The organism is Streptomyces sp. NPDC050416 (assembly GCF_044458845.1).
Taxonomy (GTDB): Bacteria; Actinomycetota; Actinomycetes; order Streptomycetales; family Streptomycetaceae; genus Streptomyces.
Genome location: NZ_JBITII010000001.1, coordinates 390,976 through 412,919, shown reverse-complemented (window position 1 = coordinate 412,919; position 21,944 = coordinate 390,976). Strand labels below are relative to the sequence as shown.

Here is a 21,944-nt window from a genome sequence, read left to right as displayed (position 1 = left end):
CCCGACCCGAAAGGCCCTCCGTGTCCCCGACGCCCGCCCGCATCATCGCGGTCGACACCCACGACATCCGCTTCCCCACCTCGCGCGAGCTCGACGGCTCCGACGCGATGAACCCGGACCCCGACTACTCGGCGGCCTACGTCGTCCTGCGCACGGACGCCGCCGACGGGCACGAGGGGCACGGATTCGCCTTCACCATCGGGCGGGGCAACGAGGTGCAGGTCGCCGCGATCGAAGCGCTGCGCGGACACCTGACCGGCCGCTCCGTCGACGACCTGTGCGCCGACCCGTCCACTCTGAACCGCGACCTGATCGGCGACAGCCAACTGCGCTGGCTCGGCCCCGAGAAGGGCGTGATGCACATGGCGATCGGCGCGGTCGTCAACGCCGTGTGGGACCTGGCCGCCAAGCGCGCCGGCCTGCCGCTGTGGCGGCTGCTCGCCCAGGCCGAACCCGAATGGCTGGTCCGCCAGGTCGACTTCCGCTACCTCACCGACGCCCTCACCCCCGAGGAGGCCCTGACCCTCCTGCGCCGGGGCAGACAGGGCGCCGAGGAGCGCACGGCCCGGCTGCTGGAACACGGCTACCCGGCCTACACCACCTCGCCCGGCTGGCTCGGCTACGACGACGAGAAACTCACGCGGCTCGCGGACCGGGCCGTCGCCGACGGCTTCCGGCAGATCAAGCTCAAGGTCGGCGCCGACCTCGACGACGACATCCGCCGCTGCCGAGTGGCCCGGTCCGTCATCGGCCCGGACGTGCGCATGGCCATCGACGCCAACCAGCGCTGGGACGTCGACGAGGCCATCCGCTGGACCAAGGCCCTCGCCGAGTTCGACCCCTACTGGATCGAGGAACCCACCAGCCCCGACGACATCCTCGGCCACGCCGCGATCCGCCGGGCCGTCGCCCCCGTCAAGGTCGCCACCGGCGAGCACGTGCACAACCGGATCGTCTTCAAACAGCTCCTCCAGGCCGGCGCGCTCGATGTCGTCCAGATCGACGCGGCCCGTGTCGGCGGCGTCCCCGAGAACCTCGCGATCCTGCTGCTCGCGGCCAAGTTCGGTGTCCCGGTCTGCCCGCACGCGGGCGGCGTCGGCCTGTGCGAACTGGTCCAGCACCTGTCGATGTTCGACTACGTGGCCCTGACCGGAACCACCGAGGACCGTGTCATCGAATACGTCGATCATCTGCACGACCACTTCCTCGCCCCGGTCGTCATCAGCGAAGGTCGTTACACGGCACCCACCGCGCCGGGCTTCTCGGCCGCCATGCGGCCCGAGTCGCTGGCGCGGTACACCTACCCGGGCGGCGAGTTCTGGGCCGCCGACCTCGACGAACAGAAGAAGGGTCGGGCTGCATGAGCGACTTCGAGGGCATCAGGGCCCTGGTGACGGGCGGCGCCTCCGGCATCGGCCGGGCCACCGCGGAACTGCTGGCCGAGCGCGGCGCGCAGGTCGCCGTCCTCGACCTGGACCCGTCTCCGGTCGACAAGCCCCTGCTGGCCTACCGCGCGGACGTCAGCGACGACGCGTCCGTGCGCGAGGCCGTCGCGGCGGCCGTCGCCGGCCTCGGCGGGCTCGACGTCCTGGTCAACAACGCGGGCATCGGCGCCCAGGGCACCGTCGAGGACAACTCCGACGACGACTGGCACCGCGTCTACGACGTCAACGTCGTCGGTATGGTCCGCACCGCCCGCGCCTGCCTGCCCCACCTCCGCGCCTCCGCGCACGCGGCGATCGTCAACACCTGCTCCATCGCGGCCACCGCGGGCCTGCCGCAGCGCGCCCTGTACAGCGCCACCAAGGGCGCCGTGTACTCGCTGACCCTCGCCATGGCCGCCGACCACGTCCGCGAGGGCATCCGCGTCAACTGCGTCAACCCGGGCACGGTCGACACACCGTGGGTCGGCCGACTCCTCGACGCCGCTCCCGACCCGGCCGCCGAACGCGGCGCCCTGGAGGCCCGCCAGCCCACCGGCCGCCTGGTCGGCGCAGCCGAGGTCGCGGGCGCCATCGCCTACCTGGCGAGCCCCGTGTCCGGCGCCACCACGGGCACCGCGCTCGCCGTCGACGGCGGCATGCAGGGCCTGCGGCTGCGGCCGGTGGCCCGGTGAACCGGCTCGGCGGCAGCGGCGTCCGGGTCAGCGCCCTGTCCTTCGGCGCCGCCGCGATCGGCAACCTGTACACCGAGGTCGGCGAGGAACAGGCCCGCGAGGCCGTGGAGGCCGCCTGGCAGCGGGGCATCCGCTACTTCGACACCGCCCCGCACTACGGCCTCGGCCTGTCCGAACGCCGCCTCGGCGCCGCCCTGCGCGGCCACCCCCGCGAGCAGTACACGATCTCCACCAAGGTCGGCCGCCGCCTGGAGCCCGCGGACGGCACCGGCGACGACCTCGCCGGCGGCTTCGCCGTGCCCGCCACCCACCGGCGCGTCTGGGACTTCAGCGCCGACGGCATCCGCCGCACCCTGGAGTCCAGCCTGGAACGCCTCGGACTCGACCGGGTCGACGTCGTCTACCTCCACGACCCGGACGAGCACGCCGAGTGGGCCTTCCGGGAGGGCTACCCGACGCTGGAGAAGCTCCGCTCGCAGGGCGTGGTCGGGGCGATCGGCGCCGGGATGAACCAGGCGGAGATGCTCACCCGCTTCGTCCGCGACACCGACGTCGACGTGGTGCTGTGCGCCGGCCGCTACACCTTGCTGGACCAGAGCGCCCTCACCGGCCTGCTGCCCGCCGCCCACGAACGCGGGAAGTCCGTCGTCATCGGCGGTGCCTTCAACTCCGGCCTGCTGGCGAACCCGCAGCCGGGCGCGAAGTACAACTACACCGTCGCACCGTCCGACCTGGTCCAGCGGGCGCTGCGCCTGAAGTCCGTCGCCCACCGCCACGGCACCACGCTGCGCGCCGCCGCCCTGGCCTTCTGTGCCGCCCACCCGGCCGTCGCGAGCGTCCTCGTCGGAGCCCGCTCGGCACACGAAGTCCGCGACTGCGCCCACCAGTTCGCCGCCCGGGTGCCCGCCGGGTTCTGGCAGGATCTGCGCGCCAAGGGCCTGCTGCCCGCCGACGCCCCCGTCCCCGGTGAGGAGCCGTCCTCCACGACGGCCTCGGCCAAGGAGCCGTCATGAGAGTCGCCCTGCACACCAAGGTCCGCGCCGATCGCATCGCCGACTACGAGGCCGCCCACCGCGAGGTGCCCGTGGAGCTCACCGACGCCATCCGCGCCGCGGGCGCCACCTCCTGGACGATCTGGCGCAGCGGCACCGACCTGTTCCACGTCCTGGAGTGCGAGGACTACGCCCGTCTCCTCGCCGAGCTGGAGAAACTGCCGGTCAACGTCGCCTGGCAGGCTCGCATGGCCGAACTGCTGGACGTGGTGCACGACTACTCCGGCGACGGCGCGGACGCCGGCCTGCCCGTGGTCTGGGAGCTGCCGTCATGACCGTGGTCGACGCCCACCACCACGTGTGGGACCTGTCCGTGCGGGACCAGGACTGGATCGCGGAGGACAGCCCGCTCCGGGGTGACTTCACGATGGGGGACCTCGCACCCGAGGCCCGCGCGGCGGGCGTCGAGCGCACCGTCCTCGTCCAGACCGTCACCGTCGCCGAGGAGACCCCGGAGTTCCTGGCCCTCGCCGACGAGCACGAGCTGATCGCCGGGGTCGTCGGCTGGACCGACCTCACCCGCCCCGACGTGGCCGACGAGCTGGCCCGGCTGCGGGAACTGCCCGGCGGTCGGTACCTCAAGGGCATCCGGCACCAGGTCCAGGGCGAGCCGGACCCGGAGTGGCTGCTGCGTCCGGACGTGCGCCGGGGCCTGAACGCCGTGGCCGACGCGGGGCTGGTGTACGACCTGGTCGTGCTGCCCCACCAGCTCCCGGCCTGCACCAAGGCGGCCGTATCCCTGCCGCACCTCACCTTCGTCCTGGACCACTTGGGCAAGCCGCCCATCACCTCCGGCACCCTCGAACCCTGGGCGTCCGGCCTCCACACCCTCGCCGCGCTGCCCAACACCGTCTGCAAGCTCTCCGGCATGGTCACCGAAGCCGACATCGCGTCCTGGACGATCGACGACCTGCGCCCGTACGCCGACGCCGTGCTGGAGGCCTTCGGCCCGGACCGCCTGATGTTCGGCTCGGACTGGCCGGTGTGCACCCTCGCGGCCTCCTACGGCGAGGTGCTCGACACCGCACGCCGGCTGACCGGCCCGTCCGACCACGCAGAGATCTTCGGGGCGACCGCCACCCGCGTCTACGACCTCTGAACCACCCCGGTCAGCCGTGTCGGCGGCAGATACTCCCGTACGTACGTCCGCTCCCAGCACGCGCCCGTCTCCCGCAGCTCGCGCCAGGTCGTGTACCGGTAGCAAAACAGGCGGGCGCGCACGTACCGCGGGGGCTCGTCCGGCGGGAACGGCGAGTGGCGCAGCAGCTTCAGCGTGTCGCGGTCGTTCTCCAGCAGCCGTTCCACCAGGGCGCCGAACCACGACCCGGCGTACGCGGGGGAGAGGGCCGCGAACCACATCAGCCAGTCGAGGCGCAGATGGTACGGCGCGAACTGGCGCGGCCAGCGCCGGGGATCGCCGGGCTTGCCCTTGAACTCGTACTCCCGCCAGTCGGAGTCCTCGCGGGGCACGTCGTCGGCCGTGCCCTCGACGACCACCTCGTAGCGGACCCGGCTGACGCTGCCGAACGCGCCGTAGGTGTTGACCAGATGGAGCGGGTCGAAGGAGCGGTTCATGACCTGCCGGCGGGAGATCATGTTGCGGACCGGCTGGTAGCTGAGCCCCAGCAGCAGCGCGGCGAACGCGAGGACCACGACCTCGTACCAGAGCGGCGCCCCGGGCACCGACGGCGGATCGGTGGGGAACTGCACCGCCGACAGGGCCAGCACGATCGTGATCCAGTTCAGCCAGGAGAAGTTGCCCGACAGCACCAGCCACAGCTGGGTGACGATCATCAGCGCGGCGGCGGCCGACGCGACCGGCTGCGGGGTGAACAGCAGGAAGGGCACCACGAGTTGCGTGACGTGGTTCGCGGCCACCTCGACCCGGTGCAGGGGCCGGGGCAGATGGTGGAAGAACCAGCTCAGCGGGCCCGGCATCGGCTGCGTCTCGTGATGGTGGTCCAGGCACGTCAGCTTGCGCCAGCACTCGTCGCCGCGCATCTTGATCAGCCCCGCGCCGAACTCCACGCGGAACAGGATCCACCGCAGCAGGAACAGCACGACGACGGGCGGCGCCACCTCGTCATTACCGAGGAACACGGCGAGGAAGCCGACCTCCAGCAGCAGCGACTCCCAGCCGAACGAGTACCAGGTCTGTCCGACGTTGACGATCGACAGGTACAGCGCCCACGGCACCAGCCACAGCAGCATGCCGCCCCACAGGGGCAGAGCTGAGTCGAGCCCGGCCAGCAGAGCCGCCGACACCGCGCAGCCCGTCCACGCGCAGACGGCGAAGAAGCGGTCCGAGTAGTGCAGCTGGAACAGGCTCGGCGCCCGTTTGAAGGGCACCCGCTCGACGAACTTCGGCACCGGCAGCATGCCGCGTTCCCCGAGCAGCGCGCGGAACTGCAGCGCGGCCGTCAGGAACGCGACCAGGTACACGGCGGCCAGCGCCCGCTGGAAGACAAGCCGGCTCAGCCAGTAGTCGGATGCGGTGAACCAGTCCACGGCCGTGCGTTCCTCCCAGTGCGGCGCCGGACCCCGGTGTCACGCTCCGTGTGCCACCGCTCCGGTTGCGTAACCCGAGTGAGTGAAGCAAACAATAGTGACGAAGTGCCTATATGTGACATGTGACGAAGTGAGCTGGAGGACGAGGTGCGGACACCCACCGGGACCTTCGTCACGGCCTGCGCGCTCTTCGCGGTGGCGCTCCTCCTCTCCGGCTGCGGCGGCGACAGCGGCGGCGACGGCGACGCCGCGGGCACCCGCGGGGCACTCTTCCTCCGGCCGGCCGCGGCCCAGGGGCCGAACCCCTTCACGGACTCCACGGCCACCACGACGGCTACCCCGTCCCCCATCCCCCGAACGCCGGAGACGGCCGGCGCGGGCGACGCGGTCCCGGTCTCCGCCGACCTGAGCGGCCTGCGCTCGCTGTCCGGCGGAACACCCGGCCTGTACGGCGGAATCGAGCGGACCGGCAGCTGCGACGTCGCCCGGCAGATCGGCCACTTCGGCCGCGACCCGGCCAGGACGCGCGCCTTCGCCCGGGTCGCGGGCGTCTCCCCGACGTCCGTCCCGGACCACCTGCGCGGACTGACCCCGGTCGTGCTGCGCGCCGACACCCGCGTCACCGACCACGGCTTCCACACCGGCCGGGCCGTCGGTCACCAGGCCGTCCTCCAGGCGGGCACCGCCGTCCTGGTCGACGACCGGGGTGTGCCGCGCGTCCGGTGCGCCTGCGGCAACCCCCTCCGCCCTCCCGCGGCGCTGCGCGGCACGCCGGACACCAAGGGCACCCCCTGGCCCGGCTACCGGCCCGGCAAGGTCGTCGTGGTGACCCCCGCCCCACAGGCGATCACCACCTTCACGATCGTCGACGTCACCACCCGCACCTGGATCGAACGGCGCACCGGCCACGACGTACGCCACGACCGGGCCCTGCCGCCACCGGTCTGGGCGACGGACCCGCCGCCACCGGCTCCGGTGTCGTCGGCGTCACCGCCCCCCGTTCCGCGCGAGTCCGGCATCTCGGCGGACCCGGACAGCACGTCCCCCTGGGACGCGAGCTCCCCGCTCACCGTCACGGACGCACCACCGCCCGACGAGCCGGGCCCGCCACCCGACGAACCGTCCCCCGAAGACTCCGAAGAACCCGTCGGCCCCGACGCCGGCGAGGTCGGCGAGGTCGGCCCCGACGCCGTGCCGGACAGTCCCGATCCGCCCGACGGAGCCGGGCTGATTCCCGACGACCGGGCCGCCGACGTCATCCTCGGCAGCCCCACGGACGTCTTCGGTAACTGAGGGCCGCTTCGGCGGAGCGGCCCGTAAACTCAGCGCATCCGGTCGAAGAATCGGACGAATCCTGGCAAGGTGGGCCCATGGCTGATCGGGGAGTGAGCGCCCTGTCCGTCCCGGACGACTGGCCCGCCCACCCGGACCCGATCCTCGCGCTCAACCGGATGGGCAGCTTCGACTGGGATCTGGACACCGGCCTGATGCACATGGACGCCCAGGCCCACGAGGTCTTCGACGTGCGCCCCGACGAGTACGACGACCATCCCGAGACGCTCGCCAAGCGCGTCCCGCCCGGTGAGTCCCGGCGCCTGGACACCGCCGTCTCCCAGGCCCTGAAGGACGGCAGCGAGAACTACGGCGCCTACTTCCGCATCCGCCGTCGCGACGGCTCCCTGCGCTGGACCCACACCCAGGGCTACATCCGCCGCGACCACACCGGACGGCCCCGCCGCATCATCGGCATCGTCCGGGACGCCACCCCGGAACTCGCCGAGAGCGACGCCCGCAGCGACGAGGCCGCCCGGGGCGAGGCCCGCCGGCAGCAGACCAGCGTCGTCGAACTCACCACGGCCGCCCTCGCGCACGCCCGCACCGTCCAGGACGTCATCGACGTCCTCAAGGACACCCACGGCCTCACCCACCTGGGCGCCACCAGCCTCGTGATGGGCCTGGTCGAAGCGGGCCGCATCCGCCTGGTCGCCGAGGGCCCCGCGGACAGCTTCGTGCCCGGCACCCGCATCACCCGGATCGACGAGCCCTACCCGATGAGCGAGGCCGTACGGACCCTCGGCCCCTGCTTCATCGAGTCGCCGGAGGAGTTCGCCGAGCGCTACCCGATCCTCTGGCCGCACCTCACCGGCCTGAACATCACCTCGGCCGCCTATCTGCCGCTCATCGTCCAGGCACGTCCGATCGGCGCCATCGGCCTGCTCTACAGCGACCGGCGCGGCTTCACCCCCGAGGAGCGCAACATCCTCGTCGCCCTCGGCAGCAGCATCGCGCAGAGCCTCCAGCGGGCCATGTTCTACGAGCAGGAGATGGACCTGGCGCAAGGTCTCCAGCAGGCCATGCTGCCCCGGACCATCCCGAGCGTGCCCGGGGCCGACGTCGCCGTCCGCTACCGCGCCGCCACCATCGGCGGCTCCGTCGGCCGGGACATCGGCGGCGACTGGTACGACCTGATCCCGCTGCCCGGCGGCCGGGTCGGCGCCGTCATCGGCGACGTCCAGGGCCACGACACGCACGCGGCGGCCGTCATGGGCCAGCTGCGCATCGTGCTGCGCGCCTACGCCGCCGAGGGGCACACCCCGGCGACCGTGATGGCCCGCGCCTCCGTCTTCCTGCACGAACTCGACACCGACCGCTCCGCGACCTGCCTCTACGCGGAGGCCGACCTGTCCACCGGCGTGCTCCAGATGGTCCGGGCCGGCCACATCGATCCGCTCGTGCGGCACACCGACGGCTCCTGCCGCCGCGTCACCGTCCCGGGCGGCCTGCCGCTCGGCCTGTCCGCCGAGTTCGGCCGCCTCGACTACCCGGTGAGCACCGTGGAGCTGGACCCCGACGAGACGCTGCTGCTGTGCACCGACGGCCTGGTGGAGCAGCCCGGCGCCGACCTCGACGACGGTATGCGCACGCTCACCGCCCTCGTCGACACCGGCCCCGACGACGTACGGGACCTCGCCGACCGGCTCATCGACGTGGCCGCCGAGCGCGGCGGCGACGACGACGTGGCACTGCTCCTGCTGCGCCGGCGCGGCCCTGACACCCCGCGGTCCGGCCGGCGGCTCCAGCGGCACGTCGCCCCCGGCGACCCGGCGGCCCTGGCCGAGGCCCGGCACATGATCCGCACCGCGGTCGGCGTCTGGGGAGCCCGGGAGCGCGCCGACGACATCGAACTCGTCGCCGACGAGCTGATCACCAACGCCCTGATGCACACCGAGGGCTCCGCGATCGTCACCCTGCGGACCCTCACCGGCTCCGAGCGACGGCTGCGCGTCGAGGTCGAGGACTCCTCCAGCGCCCTGCCACGCCGCCGCGAGGCGGGCGAGTCGGGCGTCTCCGGCCGGGGCCTGCTGCTGGTCGAGCTGCTCACCGACGTGTGGGGCGTGGAGGCACGCGGCGGCGGCAAGGCCGTGTGGTGCGAGTTCGTGGTGCCCGGCCAGGACTGACCCCGCGTGGCACTCTGGTCTTATGCCGGAACTCCCCGAGGTCGAGGCGCTCAAGGACTTCCTCACCGAGCATCTCGTCGGCCACGAGATCGTACGGGTGCTGCCCGTCGCGATCAGCGTCCTGAAGACGTACGACCCGCCCCTGTCCGCGCTGGAGGGTCACGAGGTCTCCGCGGTACGCCGGTACGGCAAGTTCCTCGACATCAAGGCCGCGGACGGACCGCACTTCGTGACGCACCTGGCCCGCGCCGGCTGGCTGCACTGGAAGGACCGGCTGCCCGACGGCCCGCCCCGCCCCGGCAAGGGTCCCCTCGCGCTGCGCGTGGCCCTGGAGACCGGCGCCGGGTTCGACCTGACCGAGGCCGGCACCCAGAAGCGGCTCGCGGTGTACGTCGTGGCGGACCCGCAGGAGGTCCAGGGCATCGCCCGGCTCGGCCCGGACCCGCTGGCCGACGACTTCGACGAGCGGCGCTTCACGGAACTCCTGGCCGGTGAACGGCGGCAACTCAAGGGCGCGTTGCGCGACCAGGGCCTGATCGCGGGCGTGGGCAACGCCTACAGCGACGAGATCCTGCACGCGGCGAGGATGTCGCCCTTCAAGCTGGCCGCGTCCCTGAGCGAGGAGGAGACCGGTCGGCTGTACGCGGCCCTGCGCGACACGCTCACCGAGGCGGTCGAACGCTCCCGGGGCGTGGCGGCCGGCCGGCTGAAGGCCGAGAAGAAGAGCGGCCTGCGCGTGCACGGCCGCACCGGCGAGCCCTGCCCGGTGTGCGGCGACACCATCCGCGAGGTGTCCTTCAGCGACTCCTCGCTCCAGTACTGCCCGACCTGCCAGACGGGCGGCAAGCCGCTGGCGGACCGCAGGATGTCCCGGCTGCTGAAGTGAGCCGCGCAAGGGGGCCCGTGCCCGCCGGATCCCGTGCCCGCCCTCACCGGGGCGGGTGCGACCACTCGAACATGAGGATGGTCGCGTCGTCCCGCAGCCGGCTCGTGGACGAGTCGAGGATGGAGTGGATGAGGCGCCGCAGCGTCTCGGGCGCCAGCTCGCGCGCGGCCGTCGCCCGGATGATGTAGTCGGCGAACCGCTCCAGTCCGAACTCCGCGCCGTCGGACCCCCTGGCCTCGGTGACCCCGTCGGTGTACATCAGCACCCGGTCGCCCGGCCTCAGCGTGATCTCGTGCGTCTGCCGCTGCCGCCCGGCCAGCAGCGAGGGCAGCCCCATCGCGGCGGATCCGGCTCACCCCGCATCGCGTCGACGAGCAGCCGCTGGTCGCGGATGAGCAGCGGCGTGAGATGCCCGCAGTTGCTCCACCGCAGCGTCCCGGAGAGCAGGTCCAGCTGGGCCAGGACGCCCGTGCAGAACTGGTCGGGCAGCCAGTGCGCCAGCGCGTCGTCGACGCACTGCACGAGGTCGGGCAGGTCCGCCCCGGTCCGCCGGGCGTTGCGGCACGCGGCCAGCGCCACGGCCGTGGTGAGCCCGGAGGCCAGGTCGTGGCCCATGGCGTCGAGGACCGTGGCGTGCAGGGTCGTCTCCGTCAGGCAGTGGTCGAAGGCGTCGCCGCCGATCTCGCAGGCCGGTTCCAGCACGGCCGTGGACACGACGAGCCCGGTGCCGATCGTGCGGGGCGGCAGGAAGGCCCGCAGCATCTTTTCGGGCAGGGCCATCGGATGCGTGCGCGTACGCCGGACGAAGGAGTCCTGGGCCGCCCGGGCCGACGAGATCATCATGGCGAGCAGGGTGGCGAGAGCCCTGCCCCGGCGCAGGACGGCCGGCGTCAGCGACGGCGAGGACGCCGAGGCGTTCCGCGCCGTCCACGAGGGGGACCCAGGCGGTCATACCGCCCGCCTCGGAGTCCTCCACGCGCAGGGACCGGGTGCGGTAGGTCCAGCCGGCGAGCGAGTCGTCGACGAGCAGGGGCGGGGTGATGTCGCTGAGCGGGACGAGCCGGCGCTGCTGGATGTCGGCGAGGTAGACCACGGAGTGCTGCAGGCCCAGGGCCTTGGTGCAGCGGGCCGCCGCGGTGGTCAGGTCCAGGGCCGCGGTCTCCGGGTCGGCGAGGAACGCCTCCAGGCGGCCGTCCCCGGTCTCTGCCGTCGTCACCTCGTCTCCCCTCGCCGGGACCGCGGGCACCCGGGGCCTTCCGGCTGCGTCGTCCAGCAGTCTCATACCGGGGCGCACGGGGTGCCCGGCGACAGGGGCGTACGGACGACAGCACCTTCGCGGACGGAGGCAGGGAGACGGCCTACTGGGGCTGGAGCCTCACCAGGACCTCTCCGGACGCCGAGCGGACCTCGTAGCGGGCGGTCTCGTCGGGATGCTTGGAGGAGCTGGCCATCATCGTGCTGGGCCGGTCGTCGTGCCCGGGCCCGTGCCAGCTGGTCGCGGTCTCCTCGCTGCCGTCCCGGCCGACGATGACCAGGTGGCAGGGGCGGGGACCGGCCGCGTCCTTCACCTTCAGTTCGACCTGGCTGCCCGAGGCCTTGTCCTCGACCGTGACCTGGGCCCAGACACCCGACCGTGCGTCGGTCGCCGCGATCCGCACCGGCTCCTCGGCGCCGCCCCGCGCCATCATCGCTACGCCGGGTACCGATACGGCGATCACGACCGACGCGGCCAGGCCGAACAGCATGCGCCGGCGGCCGGCCCGGCGCCGCGTCGCCACCTCGGCCAGCAGCCGGTCCAGCATGCGCGGCCCGGGCTGGGCCATCGGGTGCACGAACCGTGGCGTCGTCCGCCGGTACAGCATCAACTGCCGTGTCGTCGGGCCGAATTCCGTCACCTCTGCGGCGCACCGAGGGCACTCCATGAGGTGGTCCTCGAAGCGGAAGGCTTCCGCCTCGTCCAGCACGCCGAGCGCGTAGGCGCCGACGTCGCGATGCCTTTCCAGGGACCTCATGCCGAATCCTCGTGCCGTTGGGTGCGGGTGGGGTTACTCCTTGCTCCCACCGGTACGGACCAGGCAGCGGAATCACTCAAGCCGGTGACACAATCGCAACCAAAGGATTCGGAGCGCTCCGGCCCGCGGATTGGTCCGGGGCCGCGGAAATCTAAAAAAGATGGATGGCGAGGTGTCCCAGCGGCAGTCCGAGCTGCCAGGCGGGCGTCCAGACCTTCGGCCCCTCGTCCTCCCCGGCCACCGGAGCGCCGCCCGGCACCGCGTTCAGATCGGGTGCGAGCAGCTCCGTCTCCTGGAGCCAGCGCCAGGCCTCCTCCGCGAGGTCCAGGTCCGGCGCGGGCCGGCCCGACTCCGCGGCCGCGGCGGCGAGCTCGGCGAGCCGCTCGCGCACCCACTCCTGCCACGGCTGGTCGTACGCCGTCAGTGACAGCCACGTCTCCAGCTGCGTGACGACCCGGATGCCGGACAGCTCTCCCTCGGTGTCGGAGAGGAAGATGGTCAGTGCCAGTGCGTCCCGCCCCGCGCGGAACTCGAAGGACGTCGGCGGCATCAGATCGCCGGTCCGCAGCAGCTCGTCGGCGATGTACTCGGCATACAACCACGCCATGGGGACGGTCAGTTCACCGTCCGCGCCGTCCGTGCCCTCTTCGCTTCTGTGCAGCATCCCTTCCTGCCTTCCTCCGCTACGTGCGCGTCGCCCGACACCGGGCCCCGGGGCGCCGGCGGCCCCATCCGGAACACGGATGGGAACAGCCGATTACTCAACCGGGGTCCTCAGCAAGGCGCTTTACGGAGGCTTGACTCGACCATTGGTTTCAGCGCAGGTCGGCGGCGTATCCCGGAAGCACCCGGCGCAGGGCGCGCAGCGCATAGTACGCGCGGGACTTCACGGTACCGGGCGGGATGCCGAGGGTCGCCGCTGCTTCCGCCACACTCGCCCCCTGGAAGTACACGAGCACCAGGACTTCACGGTGTTCCGGAGTGAGTGTCTTCACAGCCTGGCGGACGTCGAGCATCGCCGCGGCCCGCTCGGCGTGGTCGGAGATGACCCGCGCGTTCTCCAGCACCGCGTCGCCGACCTCGGCGGGACGCGCCTGCCGGGCCCGCCGGGCGTCGATCGCGAGCCGCCGCGCGACGGTCATCAGCCAGGGCCGTACGGAGTCGAAGTCGTCCGCGCGCAGGGCCTCGGGGTGCTGCCAGGCGCGCACCAGCGTCTCCTGCACCAGGTCCTCCGCGCGCTGCCGGTCGCCGTCGCAGAGCCGGAGCAGGAGTGCGAAGAGGGGCCGGCCGTGCTCCCGCTGCAGTGCGGCGAGCTCGTGCTCGGCGGTCGTCCCGTTCGTGAGAGTGGATCCGGCCGTCATGGCCGTATGCCACCGCAGGGCGCGACCGGGGGGACAGGCCACGTACCCGCCTGTGCGGCGGACGGTCGATCGCGTCGACGAACGGTTCGACGAACGGTCGGGACGTCCGTCCATGCGGGTGCCGGACGGGCTGAAGAGCGTGTCGGAGCCGCGTGGGGCGCTGTGTGCCTTCTTTCCTGTTCGTGTGTAAATACGACTACAACGCCCACAGTGGGGTGAATGGATGATCGCACGCAGTCGACAGGTGGCCCTGGCCCTGACCGTCGCCCTCGCCGCGGGGGCCGCCTGCCAGGCCCGCAGCCACGAACCGTCCGGCCACGGACGCCCGGCACCCTCCGCGGTGGGATCCCGCGGCTTCACACTGGTCGCCTCCGGAGACGTCCTCCCGCACAGCACGATCATCGACCGGGCCCGCTTCGACGCCGGAGGCACCGGCTACGACTTCCGGCCGATGCTCGCGGGGATCCGCTCCGTCGTCTCCCGCGCCGACGTGGCCCTGTGCCACATGGAGACCGTGTACGGCGCGAACGGCGAGTACACCGGCTACCCCACCTTCAAGTCCCCGCCCGAGGTGGCCCCGGCCCTCGCCGGCACCGGCTACGACGGCTGCTCCACCGCCTCCAACCACACCCTCGACGACGGCGCCGACGGCATCCGCCGCACCCTCGACGCCCTCGACCGCGCGGGCGTCCGGCACGCCGGCTCGGCACGCACCGAGGAGGAGGCCCGCACGGTGACGGTCCTGAGGGCCGGACCGGCGAAGGTCGCCCACCTCGCCTACACCTACGACACCAACGGCATCCCGCTCCCCGACGGGCAGCCCTGGGCAGTGAACCTCATCGACGAGGCCACGGTCCTCGCGGACGCCCGGGCCGCGCGCGAGGCGGGCGCCGACGTGGTCGTGGTCTCCCTGCACTGGGGCACCGAATGGCAGGACGCCCCCGACGAACGGCAGCTGACCCTGGCCCGGAGTCTCACCGCCGCGCGCAGCGGGAGCCGCCCCGACATCGACCTGATCCTCGGCACCCACGCACACGTCCCGCAGGCCTACGAGAAGGTCAACGGCACCTGGGTGATCTACGGCATGGGCGACCAGATCGCCGGCGAGATGACCAACCACCAGGGCGCCAAGGACCCGCGCGGCAACCAGTCCAGCCTCGGCCGCTTCACCTTCGCCCCGCCCGCACGGCCGGGCGGCCGCTGGGAGGTGACGAAGGCCGAGTTCGTCCCGCAGTGGTTCGACGTCGACGCCGGCCGGGTCGTCAACCTCAACCGGGCGATCGCCCAAGGCGCCGGTGTACAGGCCGTCCGCGACCGCATCCGCGACATCGTGCTCAGCCGGGGCGCGGCCGAGGACGGCCTGGTGATGGGGGAGTAGACGAGAACCGCCCGCTCAGCGCCGCGCCAGCTCCGAGCGCCGGTAGGAGTAGGCGAAGTAGATCACGAGCCCGATCGCGAACCAGACGGCGAAGCGCACCCACGTCTGCCACTGGAGGAAGGTGATCAGCCAGATCGAGAAGACGATGCCCAGCGCCGGTACCACCGGCATCCACGGCGTACGGAACGTGCGCGGCAGGTCCGGCTGCCGGTAGCGCAGCACGATCACCGCCGCGCACACCATCACGAACGCCAGCAGGATGCCGATGTTGGTCAGCTCGGCCGCCTCGCCGATCGGCAGGAAACCGGCGATGGCGGCCGAGGCGACCCCCACGATCCAGGTGACACGCGTGGGCACGTGCCGCGTGGGATGCGTCTTGGCGAACCACCTGGGCAGCAGCCCGTCACGGGACATGGAGAACCACACCCGGGTGACGCCCAGCATGAACGTGAACATCACCGTGAGGATGCCGATGATCGCGCCCACCGCGATGACGTCCGCCAGCCCGCTCAGCCCCACCGACTTGAACGCCGTCGAGAAGCCGCTCTCCTTGTCGATGTCCTTGTAGTCCTGCATGCCCGTCAGCACCAGACAGGCCGCCACGTACAGCACCATCGAGATGACGAGCGAGTAGACGATCGCCTTCGGCATGTGCCGCTGCGCGTCCTTGGACTCCTCGGCCGCCGTCGACATGGCGTCGTAGCCGAACACCGCGAAGAACACCGTCGCCGCGCCCGTGAACGCCCCGCCCACCCCGTACGGGAAGAACGGGTTGTAGTGCGCCGTGTCGATGTGGAACACGCCGACCCCGATCACCAGCAGCACGACCAGGACCTTCAGTACCACCACGACCGTCTCGAACCGGGCCGCGTTCTTGATGCCGAGGGTGAGCAGATACGCGATCAGCAGGCACAGCAGCGCCGCGAACAGGTCGACTCTGTGCCCGTCGCCGGTACCGGGCGCGCCCAGCATCCAGTTGGGCAGGTCGGCGCCCATCTCGCCGACCAGGAAGCTGAAGTAGCCCGAGATGCCGATCGCGACCACCGCCACGATCGCCGTGTACTCCAGCAGCAGGTCCCAGCCGATGAACCAGCCCGCGAGCTCGCCGAGCACTGCGTAGCCGTAGGTGTAGGCGGAACCGGCCTTCGGGATGAGCCCCGCGAACTCCGCGTAGGACAGGGCGGCCGCGGCACTCGCGACGCCCGCGATGAGGAACGAGACGAGCACGGCCGGACCCGCGGTGCCGTTGGCCACCGTTCCCGCGAGCGTGAAGATGCCGGCGCCGATGATGCCGCCGACCCCGATGGCGGTCAGCTGCCACAGCCCCAGGGACCGTTCCAGCTGGGTGCCCTTGCCGACTTCCGTCTCCTCGATCAGCTCGATGGGTTTGCGACGGAGAATCCCTTGTCCCATCCGGAGCCCGGCCATGCGCCTCACCTCTTCGCGATCGGCAAACGGCTGATGGCGGATCATGATGGCCCAGGCACCCCCGCGACGGAAGAGACCGCGCACGACCCCCGCCGACTCGGTGTACGAGAGGTTCCCGGGGGCGGCTCAAGGCCTACGGCACCACCGTCACCGGCCACCGGCCGGCCTTGACCAGACGCACCGCCACCGATCCGACGAACCGGTGGCCCGCCTGCTCGGACGCGCCCACGACCACCGCGTCCGCCTTGAGTTCGTCCGCCGCCTTCACCAGGCCGCCGTACGGGTCCCCGCGGAACGTGTGGAACTCCCAGCGGACCTCGAATATCCCCTTGAGCCGCTCGGCCGCGTCCCGGATGTACGCCACCAGGTCCTCGGCGATCTCGTCGGTCGTCTCGGCCACCGGCGCCCCGAGCGCCGCTCCCGCCGCCAGCACCGGCTGCACGTACACCACGGCGAGCAGCGCGTGCTGGCGGCGGGCCAGGCCGGCGGCGTAGGCCGCGGCCCGCAGGGACGAGTCGGAGCCGTCCACCCCGGCCACGATCACCTTCGGCCCGTCCGTGCCCCGTTCGAACTGAGGGGAGTGCTGTTCCGTCACGCCGCGAGGTTATCGGAGGCCACAGCTCCGGTCCGGGGGCGGGAGCCCTCGAGGGGCGAGAGGACGCGGGTGTTCCTAGAGTCGGAACATGAGCGCCTCCGCGGAGACCGGGACGGCCGAGAGGGACACCACGGGTCCGATACGGCCGTCCCGCCGCCGGGCCCACGGCTTCCTGAGCCGGGTGCCCGAGGCCTTCGCGGTCCTCTTCGGCGCCCTGGGCCTGTTCTGTGCCCTGCTGGCGGTCGTCCCGCCGCTGCGCACCGGCCTCCGCCCCCTCGTCCGCTTCCTCGACCTGCTGCTCGTCCCCGTCAGCGCCAACCTCGCCTACGCGGTCTTCCTGTTCCTGCTCGCCGCCGCGACCGGCGCCCGCAAGAAGATCGCCTGGTGGCTGGTCGTCGTCTACCTGGGCCTGCTGGTCCTGACCGACATCCTCGGCATGGCCGTCGGCGAGTTCGCCGAGTCCGTCCCGTCCTTCGTGGTCTGCGGCCTCGCCCTGGCCCTGCTGATCGTCGCCCGCGGCGAGTTCTACGCCGCCTCGCGCCGGGCCGCCGTACGCCGGGCGCTCGCCGTCCTGGTGGCCGGTCTTGTCGTGGCGATCCTGGCCGGCTGGGGCCTCGTCGAGGCGTTCCCGGACACCCTGCCCCGCGGCGAGCGCCTCGCCTGGGCCGCCAACCGGGTCCTGGGCGGTCTCGTGCCCGCGGGCAGCTTCGACGGCCGCCCGCCGCACGCCCTGTTCTTCCTGCTCGGCCTGTTCGGCGCGCTCGCCCTGCTGAACGCCGCCACCACCCTGTTCCGCTCGCAGCGCCTGGAAGCCGCCCTGCACGACGACGAGGAGGCCCGCATCCGCGCCCTCCTCGGCCGCTACGGCGACCAGGACTCCCTCGGCTACTTCGCCACCCGCCGCGACAAGGCCGTCGTCTTCTCGCCCAGCGGCAAGGCCGCCGTCACCTACCGCGTCGAGGCCGGGGTGTGCCTGGCCAGTGGCGACCCGGTGGGCGACCGGGAGGCCTGGCCGCACGCGATCGCCGCCTGGCAGGAGGTGGCCCGCCGGTACGCCTGGGTACCGGCCGTGATCGGCGCCTCCGAGGAGGGCGCCAGGGCCTTCGTCCGGGCCGGGCTCGGCGCGCTCCAGCTCGGCGACGAGGCGATCCTGCACGTCCGCGACTTCGACCTCGACGGCCGCGACATGCGCGTCACCCGCCAGGCCGTCAACCGGGTCCGCCGCCTCGGCGTCACCTGCCGGGTCCGCCGCCACTGCACCCTCTCCGAGGAGGAGATGCGGCAGATCGTCGAACGGGCCGACGCCTGGCGCGACACCGAGACCGAGCGCGGCTTCTCCATGGCCCTGGACCGGCTCGGCGACCCGGCCGACGGCGACTGCCTCCTCGTCGAGGCCCACGACGAGGACGGCCGTCTCCTGGCCCTCCAGTCGTTCGTTCCCTGGGGCAGGGACGGCGTCTCCCTGGACCTGATGCGACGTGACCGCACCGCACCCAACGGCGTCATGGAGTTCATGGTCGCCGAACTGTGCCACGCCGCACCGAAACTGGGCGTGCGCAGGATCTCGCTGAACTTCGCCGTCTTCCGCTCCGTGTTCGAGGAGGGCGCCCGCATCGGCGCCGGACCGGTGCTCCGCCTCTGGCGCCGCATGCTGCTGTTCTTCTCCAAGTGGTGGCAACTGGAGGCCCTGTACCGGTCCAACGCCAAGTACCGCCCCGAGTGGTACCCCCGCTTCCTCTGCTACGCGGACGCCGCCTCGCTCGCCCGGGTCGGCCTCGCCTCCGGAATCGCCGAGGGCTTCGTCTCCGTACCGTCGATGCGCACGTTGTGGGGAAGAGGAAGAGGGCACCCGAAGGGCGGACAGCGGCCCGTCACCACGCGCGGGCTGCCGTCGTTGGCGGCGCTCGGCCTCGCCGGAGGGGACGGGACCGAGCCCGCCGACCCCCTCGACGGCCTGCCCGACCAGGTCCGCGTCCGGCACCGCAAGCTCGACCGGCTGCGCGCCGCCGGCACCGACCCCTACCCCGTGGGCATCCCGGCCCCCACCCACACCCTCGCCGGCGTCGAGCAGGGCCAGGACGTCACCGTCGCCGGGCGGATCATGCTGGTCCGCGACTTCGGCGGCATCGTCTTCGTCGTCCTGCGCGACTGGTCCGGTGACCACCAGCTCGCCCTCACACGCGACCGCTCCGGACCCGCCCTGGACCGCTTCACCGCTGACACCGACATCGGCGACCACATCACCGCCACCGGCCGGGCCGGCGTCAGCGACCAGGGCGAGCCGACCGTCTTCGTCACCTCCTGGCAGCTCACCGGCAAGTGCCTGCGCCCCCTGCCCGACAAACGCCGGGGCCTGGCCGACCCCGAGGCCAAGGTCCGCCGCCGCTACCTCGACCTCGTCGCGAGCCCAGACGCCCGCGAGGTCGTGCGCGCCCGCTCCACCGCCGTCCAGGCGCTGCGCCAGGGCCTGCTGGAACGCGGCTACCTGGAGGTCGAGACACCGATGCTCCAGCAGATCCACGGCGGTGCCAACGCCCGCCCCTTCACCACCCACATCAACGCCTACGACCTCGACCTCCATCTGCGCATCGCCCCCGAGCTGTACCTCAAGCGGCTGTGCGTCGGCGGCCTGGAGAAGGTCTTCGAGCTGGGCCGCACCTTCCGCAACGAGGGCGTCTCCTACAAACACAACCCCGAGTTCACGATGCTGGAGGCCTACCAGGCCTTCGCCGACTACGACGTGATGCTCGACCTCGTCCGCGAACTGATTCAGGGCGCCGCGACCGCCGCCTTCGGCAGACCCGTCGCCCACAAGGACGGCACGGAGTACGACATCTCCGGCCAGTGGCCGGTCAAGACCGTCTACGGCGCCGTCAGCGAGGCCCTCGGCGAGGAGATCCACCCCGGCACCGGGCAGCCCGAGCTGCAGCGGCTCTGCGACCGCGCCGGCGTGCCGTACACCGCCGACGACGGCCACGGCGACATCGTCCTGGAGATGTACGAGCGGCTGGTGGAGGAGCGGACACAGCTTCCCACCTTCTACAAGGACTTTCCGACCGACGTCTCCCCGCTCACCCGGCAGCACCGCACCGATCCGCGCCTCGCCGAACGCTGGGACCTCGTCGCCTTCGGCACCGAACTGGGCACCGCCTACTCGGAGCTGACCGACCCCGTCGAGCAGCGCCGCCGCCTGACCGCACAGTCCCTGCTCGCCGCCGGGGGAGACCCCGAGGCGATGGAACTCGACGAGGACTTCCTCGACGCCCTCGAACACGCCATGCCGCCCACCGGCGGCCTCGGCATCGGCGTCGACCGGCTGGTCATGTTCCTCACCGGACTGACGATCCGCGAGACCCTGCCGTTCCCCCTGGTGCGCCGCCACTGACCCTTTTACCTGGGCCGTTCGGGTGAATCCATGCCGCCGCACCGGTGTTGCTCAGGTGCGTCGGCCTTCCGCCGGGCGACTGATGAGTCATGAAGAAGGATCAGTTGCTCACCCGCCGCCGGCTGTTGATCGCGGGCACCGGCGCCGTGGGAGCGGCCGCCACGGCCGGTGTGCTCACGGCGGTCACCGGGGAAGGCCCCGCCGGGTCCGTCCCGGCCGCGGGGCCCCAGCCCCGCCGCCCTCTCGGCTCCTCCGCGTACCGTCTCCAGCCCCTGACCGGATACGGCCCGCCGCAGGCAGCGCCCCGCCGGACCCTGGTACGCCGCGAACCGCTGCTGCGCGTCTCCGGACGCGGCCGGACCATGGTGCTGACCTTCGACGACGGCCCGGACCCCCGCTACACCCCGTCGATCCTCGACACCCTGGCGGAGTACGACGTGCGCGCCATGTTCTTCGTGTGCGGGGAGATGGCCGCCGACCACAAGGTGCTGCTGGCCCGGATGGCCGACGAGGGCCATGTCGTCGGGAACCACACCTGGTCCCACCCGCTGCTCACCCGCCTCACCCACCGGCAGATCCGCTCCCAGCTGGAACGCACCTGCGACGTCATCGAGGAGGCCTACGGCGAGCCCCCCGAGTGGTTCCGCGCCCCCTACGGCGCCTGGAACCGCGCCACCTTCCAACTCGGCGCCGAACTCGGCATGGAACCCCTCGCCTGGACGCTCGACACCCTCGACTGGACCACCCCCGGCACCCGGTCCATCGTCGACCGGGTCGAGAACGGCGCCGCCCCCGGTGTCGTGGTCCTCGCGCACGACGCCGGGGGCGACCGCTCGCAGAGCGTGCGGGCCCTGCGGCGCTATCTGCCCGAACTACTGGACTCCGGCTACCACGTCACCGTGCCGCGGCGGGACTACGCGTGAGACCGCAGTCGGGCCTTCGCCCGCGCGGCCGGGGAACGCTCAGCGCACCTCGACCAGGCGGGCGAAGGCGACGACGTTGCCCTCGTAGCCGTTCTGCTGGGAGAAACCGCCGCCGCAGGTGATGACCCGCAGTTCCGCCGCCCCCTTGGAGGCGTAGACACGGTCGCCGGGGAAGTTGCTCTTCTCGAACACCTCGATGCCGTAGATCTCGAACACGGCGGTCTTCGCGTCCTGCCGGGCGACCTCGACGCGGTTTCCCTTCTTCAGGGCCCCGAGCCCGTAGAACACGGCGGGGCCCTGCTGGTTGTCGACATGGCCGACGACGACCGCGGTGCCCTTCTCGCCGGGGGTGACGGCACCGGTGAACCAGCCGGCCAGGTTCGGGTCCTCCGGGGGCGGCGCGCCGACCCAGCCGTCCGCGTCCAGGCCCACGGGAATCATCGGCGCGTCGACCTGGATCGCCGGGATCCGGACCCGGTCCGGGAGGGCGTAGGGGAGGGGCTTGACGGACCCGGCGAACGTGGCCGCGGGCACGCGGCTGTCCGCCGCGGCCGCGGTCGCCGGCTGCGGCGGGCCCTCGTCGAATTCCCCCGAACCATTCCGGATGAGCGCGAGGCCGGTCAGCAGAACCAGCGCTATCACGCCCCACGGGGCGCGCTTCTTGCGCCGCGCCTCCTCTTCCGCCTCGGCCAGTTCGGACGCAGACATGGGCCATCCCCTCTCGACGCGGCCGTCGCCGTGTCGTTCGCGCATATCAGAACGCTAAGTGCCGCGCGCGAAACCGGCGACGGGGCGGGAGCGAACGGGTGGTGGGGGCCGTCCGCGGTGGTCACGGGCCGTCC

20 protein-coding genes are annotated in these 21,944 nt (G+C 72.4%); 11 read left to right on the top strand and 9 right to left on the bottom strand.

Features of this window, described 5'->3' with window-relative positions; all coding sequences use genetic code 11:
• Window positions 1-20 precede the first annotated feature (20 nt).
• From ACIBL4_RS01930 to ACIBL4_RS01910, 5 genes are read left to right on the top strand one after another with little or no spacing between them, the layout of a single operon-like run.
• Window positions 21-1,364: an L-fuconate dehydratase gene (locus ACIBL4_RS01930; protein ID WP_399405501.1), complete on the top strand. Its 1,344-nt coding sequence runs from the start codon at window positions 21-23 to the stop codon at window positions 1,362-1,364.
• A complete protein-coding gene (locus tag ACIBL4_RS01925) occupies window positions 1,361-2,116 on the top strand; it encodes an SDR family NAD(P)-dependent oxidoreductase (RefSeq protein ID WP_399405499.1) in 756 nt (251 codons plus the stop codon). The genes ACIBL4_RS01930 and ACIBL4_RS01925 overlap by 4 nt, the downstream gene beginning before the upstream one ends.
• A complete protein-coding gene (locus ACIBL4_RS01920; protein ID WP_399405496.1) occupies window positions 2,113-3,129 on the top strand; it encodes an aldo/keto reductase in 1,017 nt (338 codons plus the stop codon). The genes ACIBL4_RS01925 and ACIBL4_RS01920 overlap by 4 nt, the downstream gene beginning before the upstream one ends.
• Window positions 3,126-3,443 (top strand): L-rhamnose mutarotase, encoded by a 318-nt coding sequence (locus ACIBL4_RS01915; protein WP_399405494.1) that lies wholly within the window; start codon window positions 3,126-3,128, stop codon window positions 3,441-3,443. The genes ACIBL4_RS01920 and ACIBL4_RS01915 overlap by 4 nt, the downstream gene beginning before the upstream one ends.
• Window positions 3,440-4,267 carry an amidohydrolase family protein gene (locus tag ACIBL4_RS01910; RefSeq protein ID WP_399405492.1) on the top strand — a complete coding sequence of 276 codons (828 nt, stop codon included), beginning with the start codon at window positions 3,440-3,442 and terminating at the stop codon, window positions 4,265-4,267. Before ACIBL4_RS01915 ends, ACIBL4_RS01910 begins: the two co-directional genes overlap by 4 nt.
• Here the strand turns inward: ACIBL4_RS01910 and ACIBL4_RS01905 are convergent.
• Window positions 4,255-5,676, bottom strand: coding sequence for a lipase maturation factor family protein (locus tag ACIBL4_RS01905; RefSeq protein ID WP_399405490.1), 1,422 nt, complete (start codon window positions 5,674-5,676; stop codon window positions 4,255-4,257). The two genes, ACIBL4_RS01910 and ACIBL4_RS01905, sit on opposite strands and share 13 nt — an antisense overlap.
• Before the next feature lie 147 nt (window positions 5,677-5,823).
• Here ACIBL4_RS01905 and ACIBL4_RS01900 point away from each other — a divergent pair, with 147 nt between their 5' ends.
• The 3 genes from ACIBL4_RS01900 to ACIBL4_RS01890 all read left to right on the top strand — a co-directional run bounded on the left by ACIBL4_RS01900 (window position 5,824) and on the right by ACIBL4_RS01890 (window position 10,020).
• Window positions 5,824-6,969, top strand: coding sequence for a DUF6777 domain-containing protein (locus ACIBL4_RS01900; RefSeq protein ID WP_399405488.1), 1,146 nt, complete (start codon window positions 5,824-5,826; stop codon window positions 6,967-6,969).
• A gap of 77 nt (window positions 6,970-7,046) precedes the next feature.
• Complete coding sequence (locus ACIBL4_RS01895) at window positions 7,047-9,134, top strand: SpoIIE family protein phosphatase (protein WP_399405486.1); 2,088 nt, start codon at window positions 7,047-7,049, stop codon at window positions 9,132-9,134.
• A gap of 22 nt (window positions 9,135-9,156) precedes the next feature.
• Window positions 9,157-10,020 (top strand): Fpg/Nei family DNA glycosylase, encoded by an 864-nt coding sequence (locus tag ACIBL4_RS01890; protein WP_399405484.1) that lies wholly within the window; start codon window positions 9,157-9,159, stop codon window positions 10,018-10,020.
• 43 nt (window positions 10,021-10,063) lie between these two features.
• On the opposite strand, the gene ACIBL4_RS01885 is transcribed toward ACIBL4_RS01890, so the two are convergent.
• The 5 genes from ACIBL4_RS01885 to ACIBL4_RS01865 all read right to left on the bottom strand — a co-directional run bounded on the left by ACIBL4_RS01885 (window position 10,064) and on the right by ACIBL4_RS01865 (window position 13,393).
• The gene (locus ACIBL4_RS01885; protein WP_399405482.1) at window positions 10,064-10,357 is read right to left on the bottom strand and encodes a PP2C family protein-serine/threonine phosphatase; all 294 of its coding nucleotides are present in this window, start codon (window positions 10,355-10,357) and stop codon (window positions 10,064-10,066) included.
• The gene (locus tag ACIBL4_RS01880) at window positions 10,300-10,863 is read right to left on the bottom strand and encodes a PP2C family protein-serine/threonine phosphatase (protein ID WP_399405480.1); all 564 of its coding nucleotides are present in this window, start codon (window positions 10,861-10,863) and stop codon (window positions 10,300-10,302) included. The genes ACIBL4_RS01885 and ACIBL4_RS01880 overlap by 58 nt, the downstream gene beginning before the upstream one ends.
• A gap of 515 nt (window positions 10,864-11,378) precedes the next feature.
• On the bottom strand, window positions 11,379-12,032 hold the full coding sequence (locus tag ACIBL4_RS01875) for a zf-HC2 domain-containing protein (RefSeq protein ID WP_399405478.1): 654 nt from the start codon (window positions 12,030-12,032) through the stop codon (window positions 11,379-11,381).
• 151 nt (window positions 12,033-12,183) lie between these two features.
• Complete coding sequence (locus ACIBL4_RS01870; protein WP_399405476.1) at window positions 12,184-12,696, bottom strand: hypothetical protein; 513 nt, start codon at window positions 12,694-12,696, stop codon at window positions 12,184-12,186.
• 151 nt (window positions 12,697-12,847) lie between these two features.
• Window positions 12,848-13,393, bottom strand: a complete 546-nt coding sequence (locus ACIBL4_RS01865; protein ID WP_381040206.1) for a sigma-70 family RNA polymerase sigma factor — start codon at window positions 13,391-13,393, stop codon at window positions 12,848-12,850.
• Window positions 13,394-13,616: 223 nt separating this feature from the next.
• On the opposite strand from ACIBL4_RS01865, the gene ACIBL4_RS01860 reads away from it, so the two are divergent.
• Window positions 13,617-14,771, top strand: coding sequence for a CapA family protein (locus ACIBL4_RS01860; RefSeq protein WP_399405474.1), 1,155 nt, complete (start codon window positions 13,617-13,619; stop codon window positions 14,769-14,771).
• A 15-nt stretch (window positions 14,772-14,786) separates the two neighbouring features.
• Here the strand turns inward: ACIBL4_RS01860 and ACIBL4_RS01855 are convergent, their stop codons facing one another.
• Window positions 14,787-16,199 carry an amino acid permease gene (locus ACIBL4_RS01855; protein ID WP_399405472.1) on the bottom strand — a complete coding sequence of 471 codons (1,413 nt, stop codon included), beginning with the start codon at window positions 16,197-16,199 and terminating at the stop codon, window positions 14,787-14,789.
• Window positions 16,200-16,332: 133 nt separating this feature from the next.
• Complete coding sequence (locus ACIBL4_RS01850) at window positions 16,333-16,794, bottom strand: universal stress protein (protein WP_399405470.1); 462 nt, start codon at window positions 16,792-16,794, stop codon at window positions 16,333-16,335.
• A gap of 88 nt (window positions 16,795-16,882) precedes the next feature.
• On the opposite strand from ACIBL4_RS01850, the gene lysX reads away from it, so the two are divergent.
• Window positions 16,883-20,179 (top strand): bifunctional lysylphosphatidylglycerol synthetase/lysine--tRNA ligase LysX, encoded by a 3,297-nt coding sequence (gene lysX / locus ACIBL4_RS01845; RefSeq protein ID WP_399405468.1) that lies wholly within the window; start codon window positions 16,883-16,885, stop codon window positions 20,177-20,179.
• Between the two features lie 89 nt (window positions 20,180-20,268).
• Entirely contained in the window at window positions 20,269-21,102 is an 834-nt protein-coding gene (locus ACIBL4_RS01840; protein WP_399405466.1) for a polysaccharide deacetylase family protein, read from the top strand.
• A 39-nt stretch (window positions 21,103-21,141) separates the two neighbouring features.
• Here ACIBL4_RS01840 and ACIBL4_RS01835 read toward each other — a convergent pair whose 3' ends face one another.
• Window positions 21,142-21,810: a class F sortase gene (locus tag ACIBL4_RS01835; RefSeq protein WP_399405464.1), complete on the bottom strand. Its 669-nt coding sequence runs from the start codon at window positions 21,808-21,810 to the stop codon at window positions 21,142-21,144.
• Window positions 21,811-21,944 lie beyond the last annotated feature (134 nt).

What these genes read in the sequence shown, in the direction of transcription:
- ACIBL4_RS01875 (WP_399405478.1), bottom strand. Translation starts at nt 12,032, where the DNA reads ATGAGGTCCCTGGAAAGGCATCGCGACGTCGGCGCCTACGCGCTCGGC.
- lysX (WP_399405468.1), top strand. Translation starts at nt 16,883, where the DNA reads ATGAGCGCCTCCGCGGAGACCGGGACGGCCGAGAGGGACACCACGGGT.
- ACIBL4_RS01925 (WP_399405499.1), top strand. Translation starts at nt 1,361, where the DNA reads ATGAGCGACTTCGAGGGCATCAGGGCCCTGGTGACGGGCGGCGCCTCC.
- ACIBL4_RS01915 (WP_399405494.1), top strand. Translation starts at nt 3,126, where the DNA reads ATGAGAGTCGCCCTGCACACCAAGGTCCGCGCCGATCGCATCGCCGAC.
- ACIBL4_RS01880 (WP_399405480.1), bottom strand. Translation starts at nt 10,863, where the DNA reads ATGATGATCTCGTCGGCCCGGGCGGCCCAGGACTCCTTCGTCCGGCGT.
- ACIBL4_RS01890 (WP_399405484.1), top strand. Translation starts at nt 9,157, where the DNA reads ATGCCGGAACTCCCCGAGGTCGAGGCGCTCAAGGACTTCCTCACCGAG.
- ACIBL4_RS01860 (WP_399405474.1), top strand. Translation starts at nt 13,617, where the DNA reads ATGATCGCACGCAGTCGACAGGTGGCCCTGGCCCTGACCGTCGCCCTC.
- ACIBL4_RS01855 (WP_399405472.1), bottom strand. Translation starts at nt 16,199, where the DNA reads ATGGCCGGGCTCCGGATGGGACAAGGGATTCTCCGTCGCAAACCCATC.
- ACIBL4_RS01870 (WP_399405476.1), bottom strand. Translation starts at nt 12,696, where the DNA reads ATGCTGCACAGAAGCGAAGAGGGCACGGACGGCGCGGACGGTGAACTG.
- ACIBL4_RS01895 (WP_399405486.1), top strand. Translation starts at nt 7,047, where the DNA reads ATGGCTGATCGGGGAGTGAGCGCCCTGTCCGTCCCGGACGACTGGCCC.
- ACIBL4_RS01865 (WP_381040206.1), bottom strand. Translation starts at nt 13,393, where the DNA reads ATGACGGCCGGATCCACTCTCACGAACGGGACGACCGCCGAGCACGAG.
- ACIBL4_RS01885 (WP_399405482.1), bottom strand. Translation starts at nt 10,357, where the DNA reads ATGGGGCTGCCCTCGCTGCTGGCCGGGCGGCAGCGGCAGACGCACGAG.
- ACIBL4_RS01910 (WP_399405492.1), top strand. Translation starts at nt 3,440, where the DNA reads ATGACCGTGGTCGACGCCCACCACCACGTGTGGGACCTGTCCGTGCGG.
- ACIBL4_RS01835 (WP_399405464.1), bottom strand. Translation starts at nt 21,810, where the DNA reads ATGTCTGCGTCCGAACTGGCCGAGGCGGAAGAGGAGGCGCGGCGCAAG.
- ACIBL4_RS01840 (WP_399405466.1), top strand. Translation starts at nt 20,269, where the DNA reads ATGAAGAAGGATCAGTTGCTCACCCGCCGCCGGCTGTTGATCGCGGGC.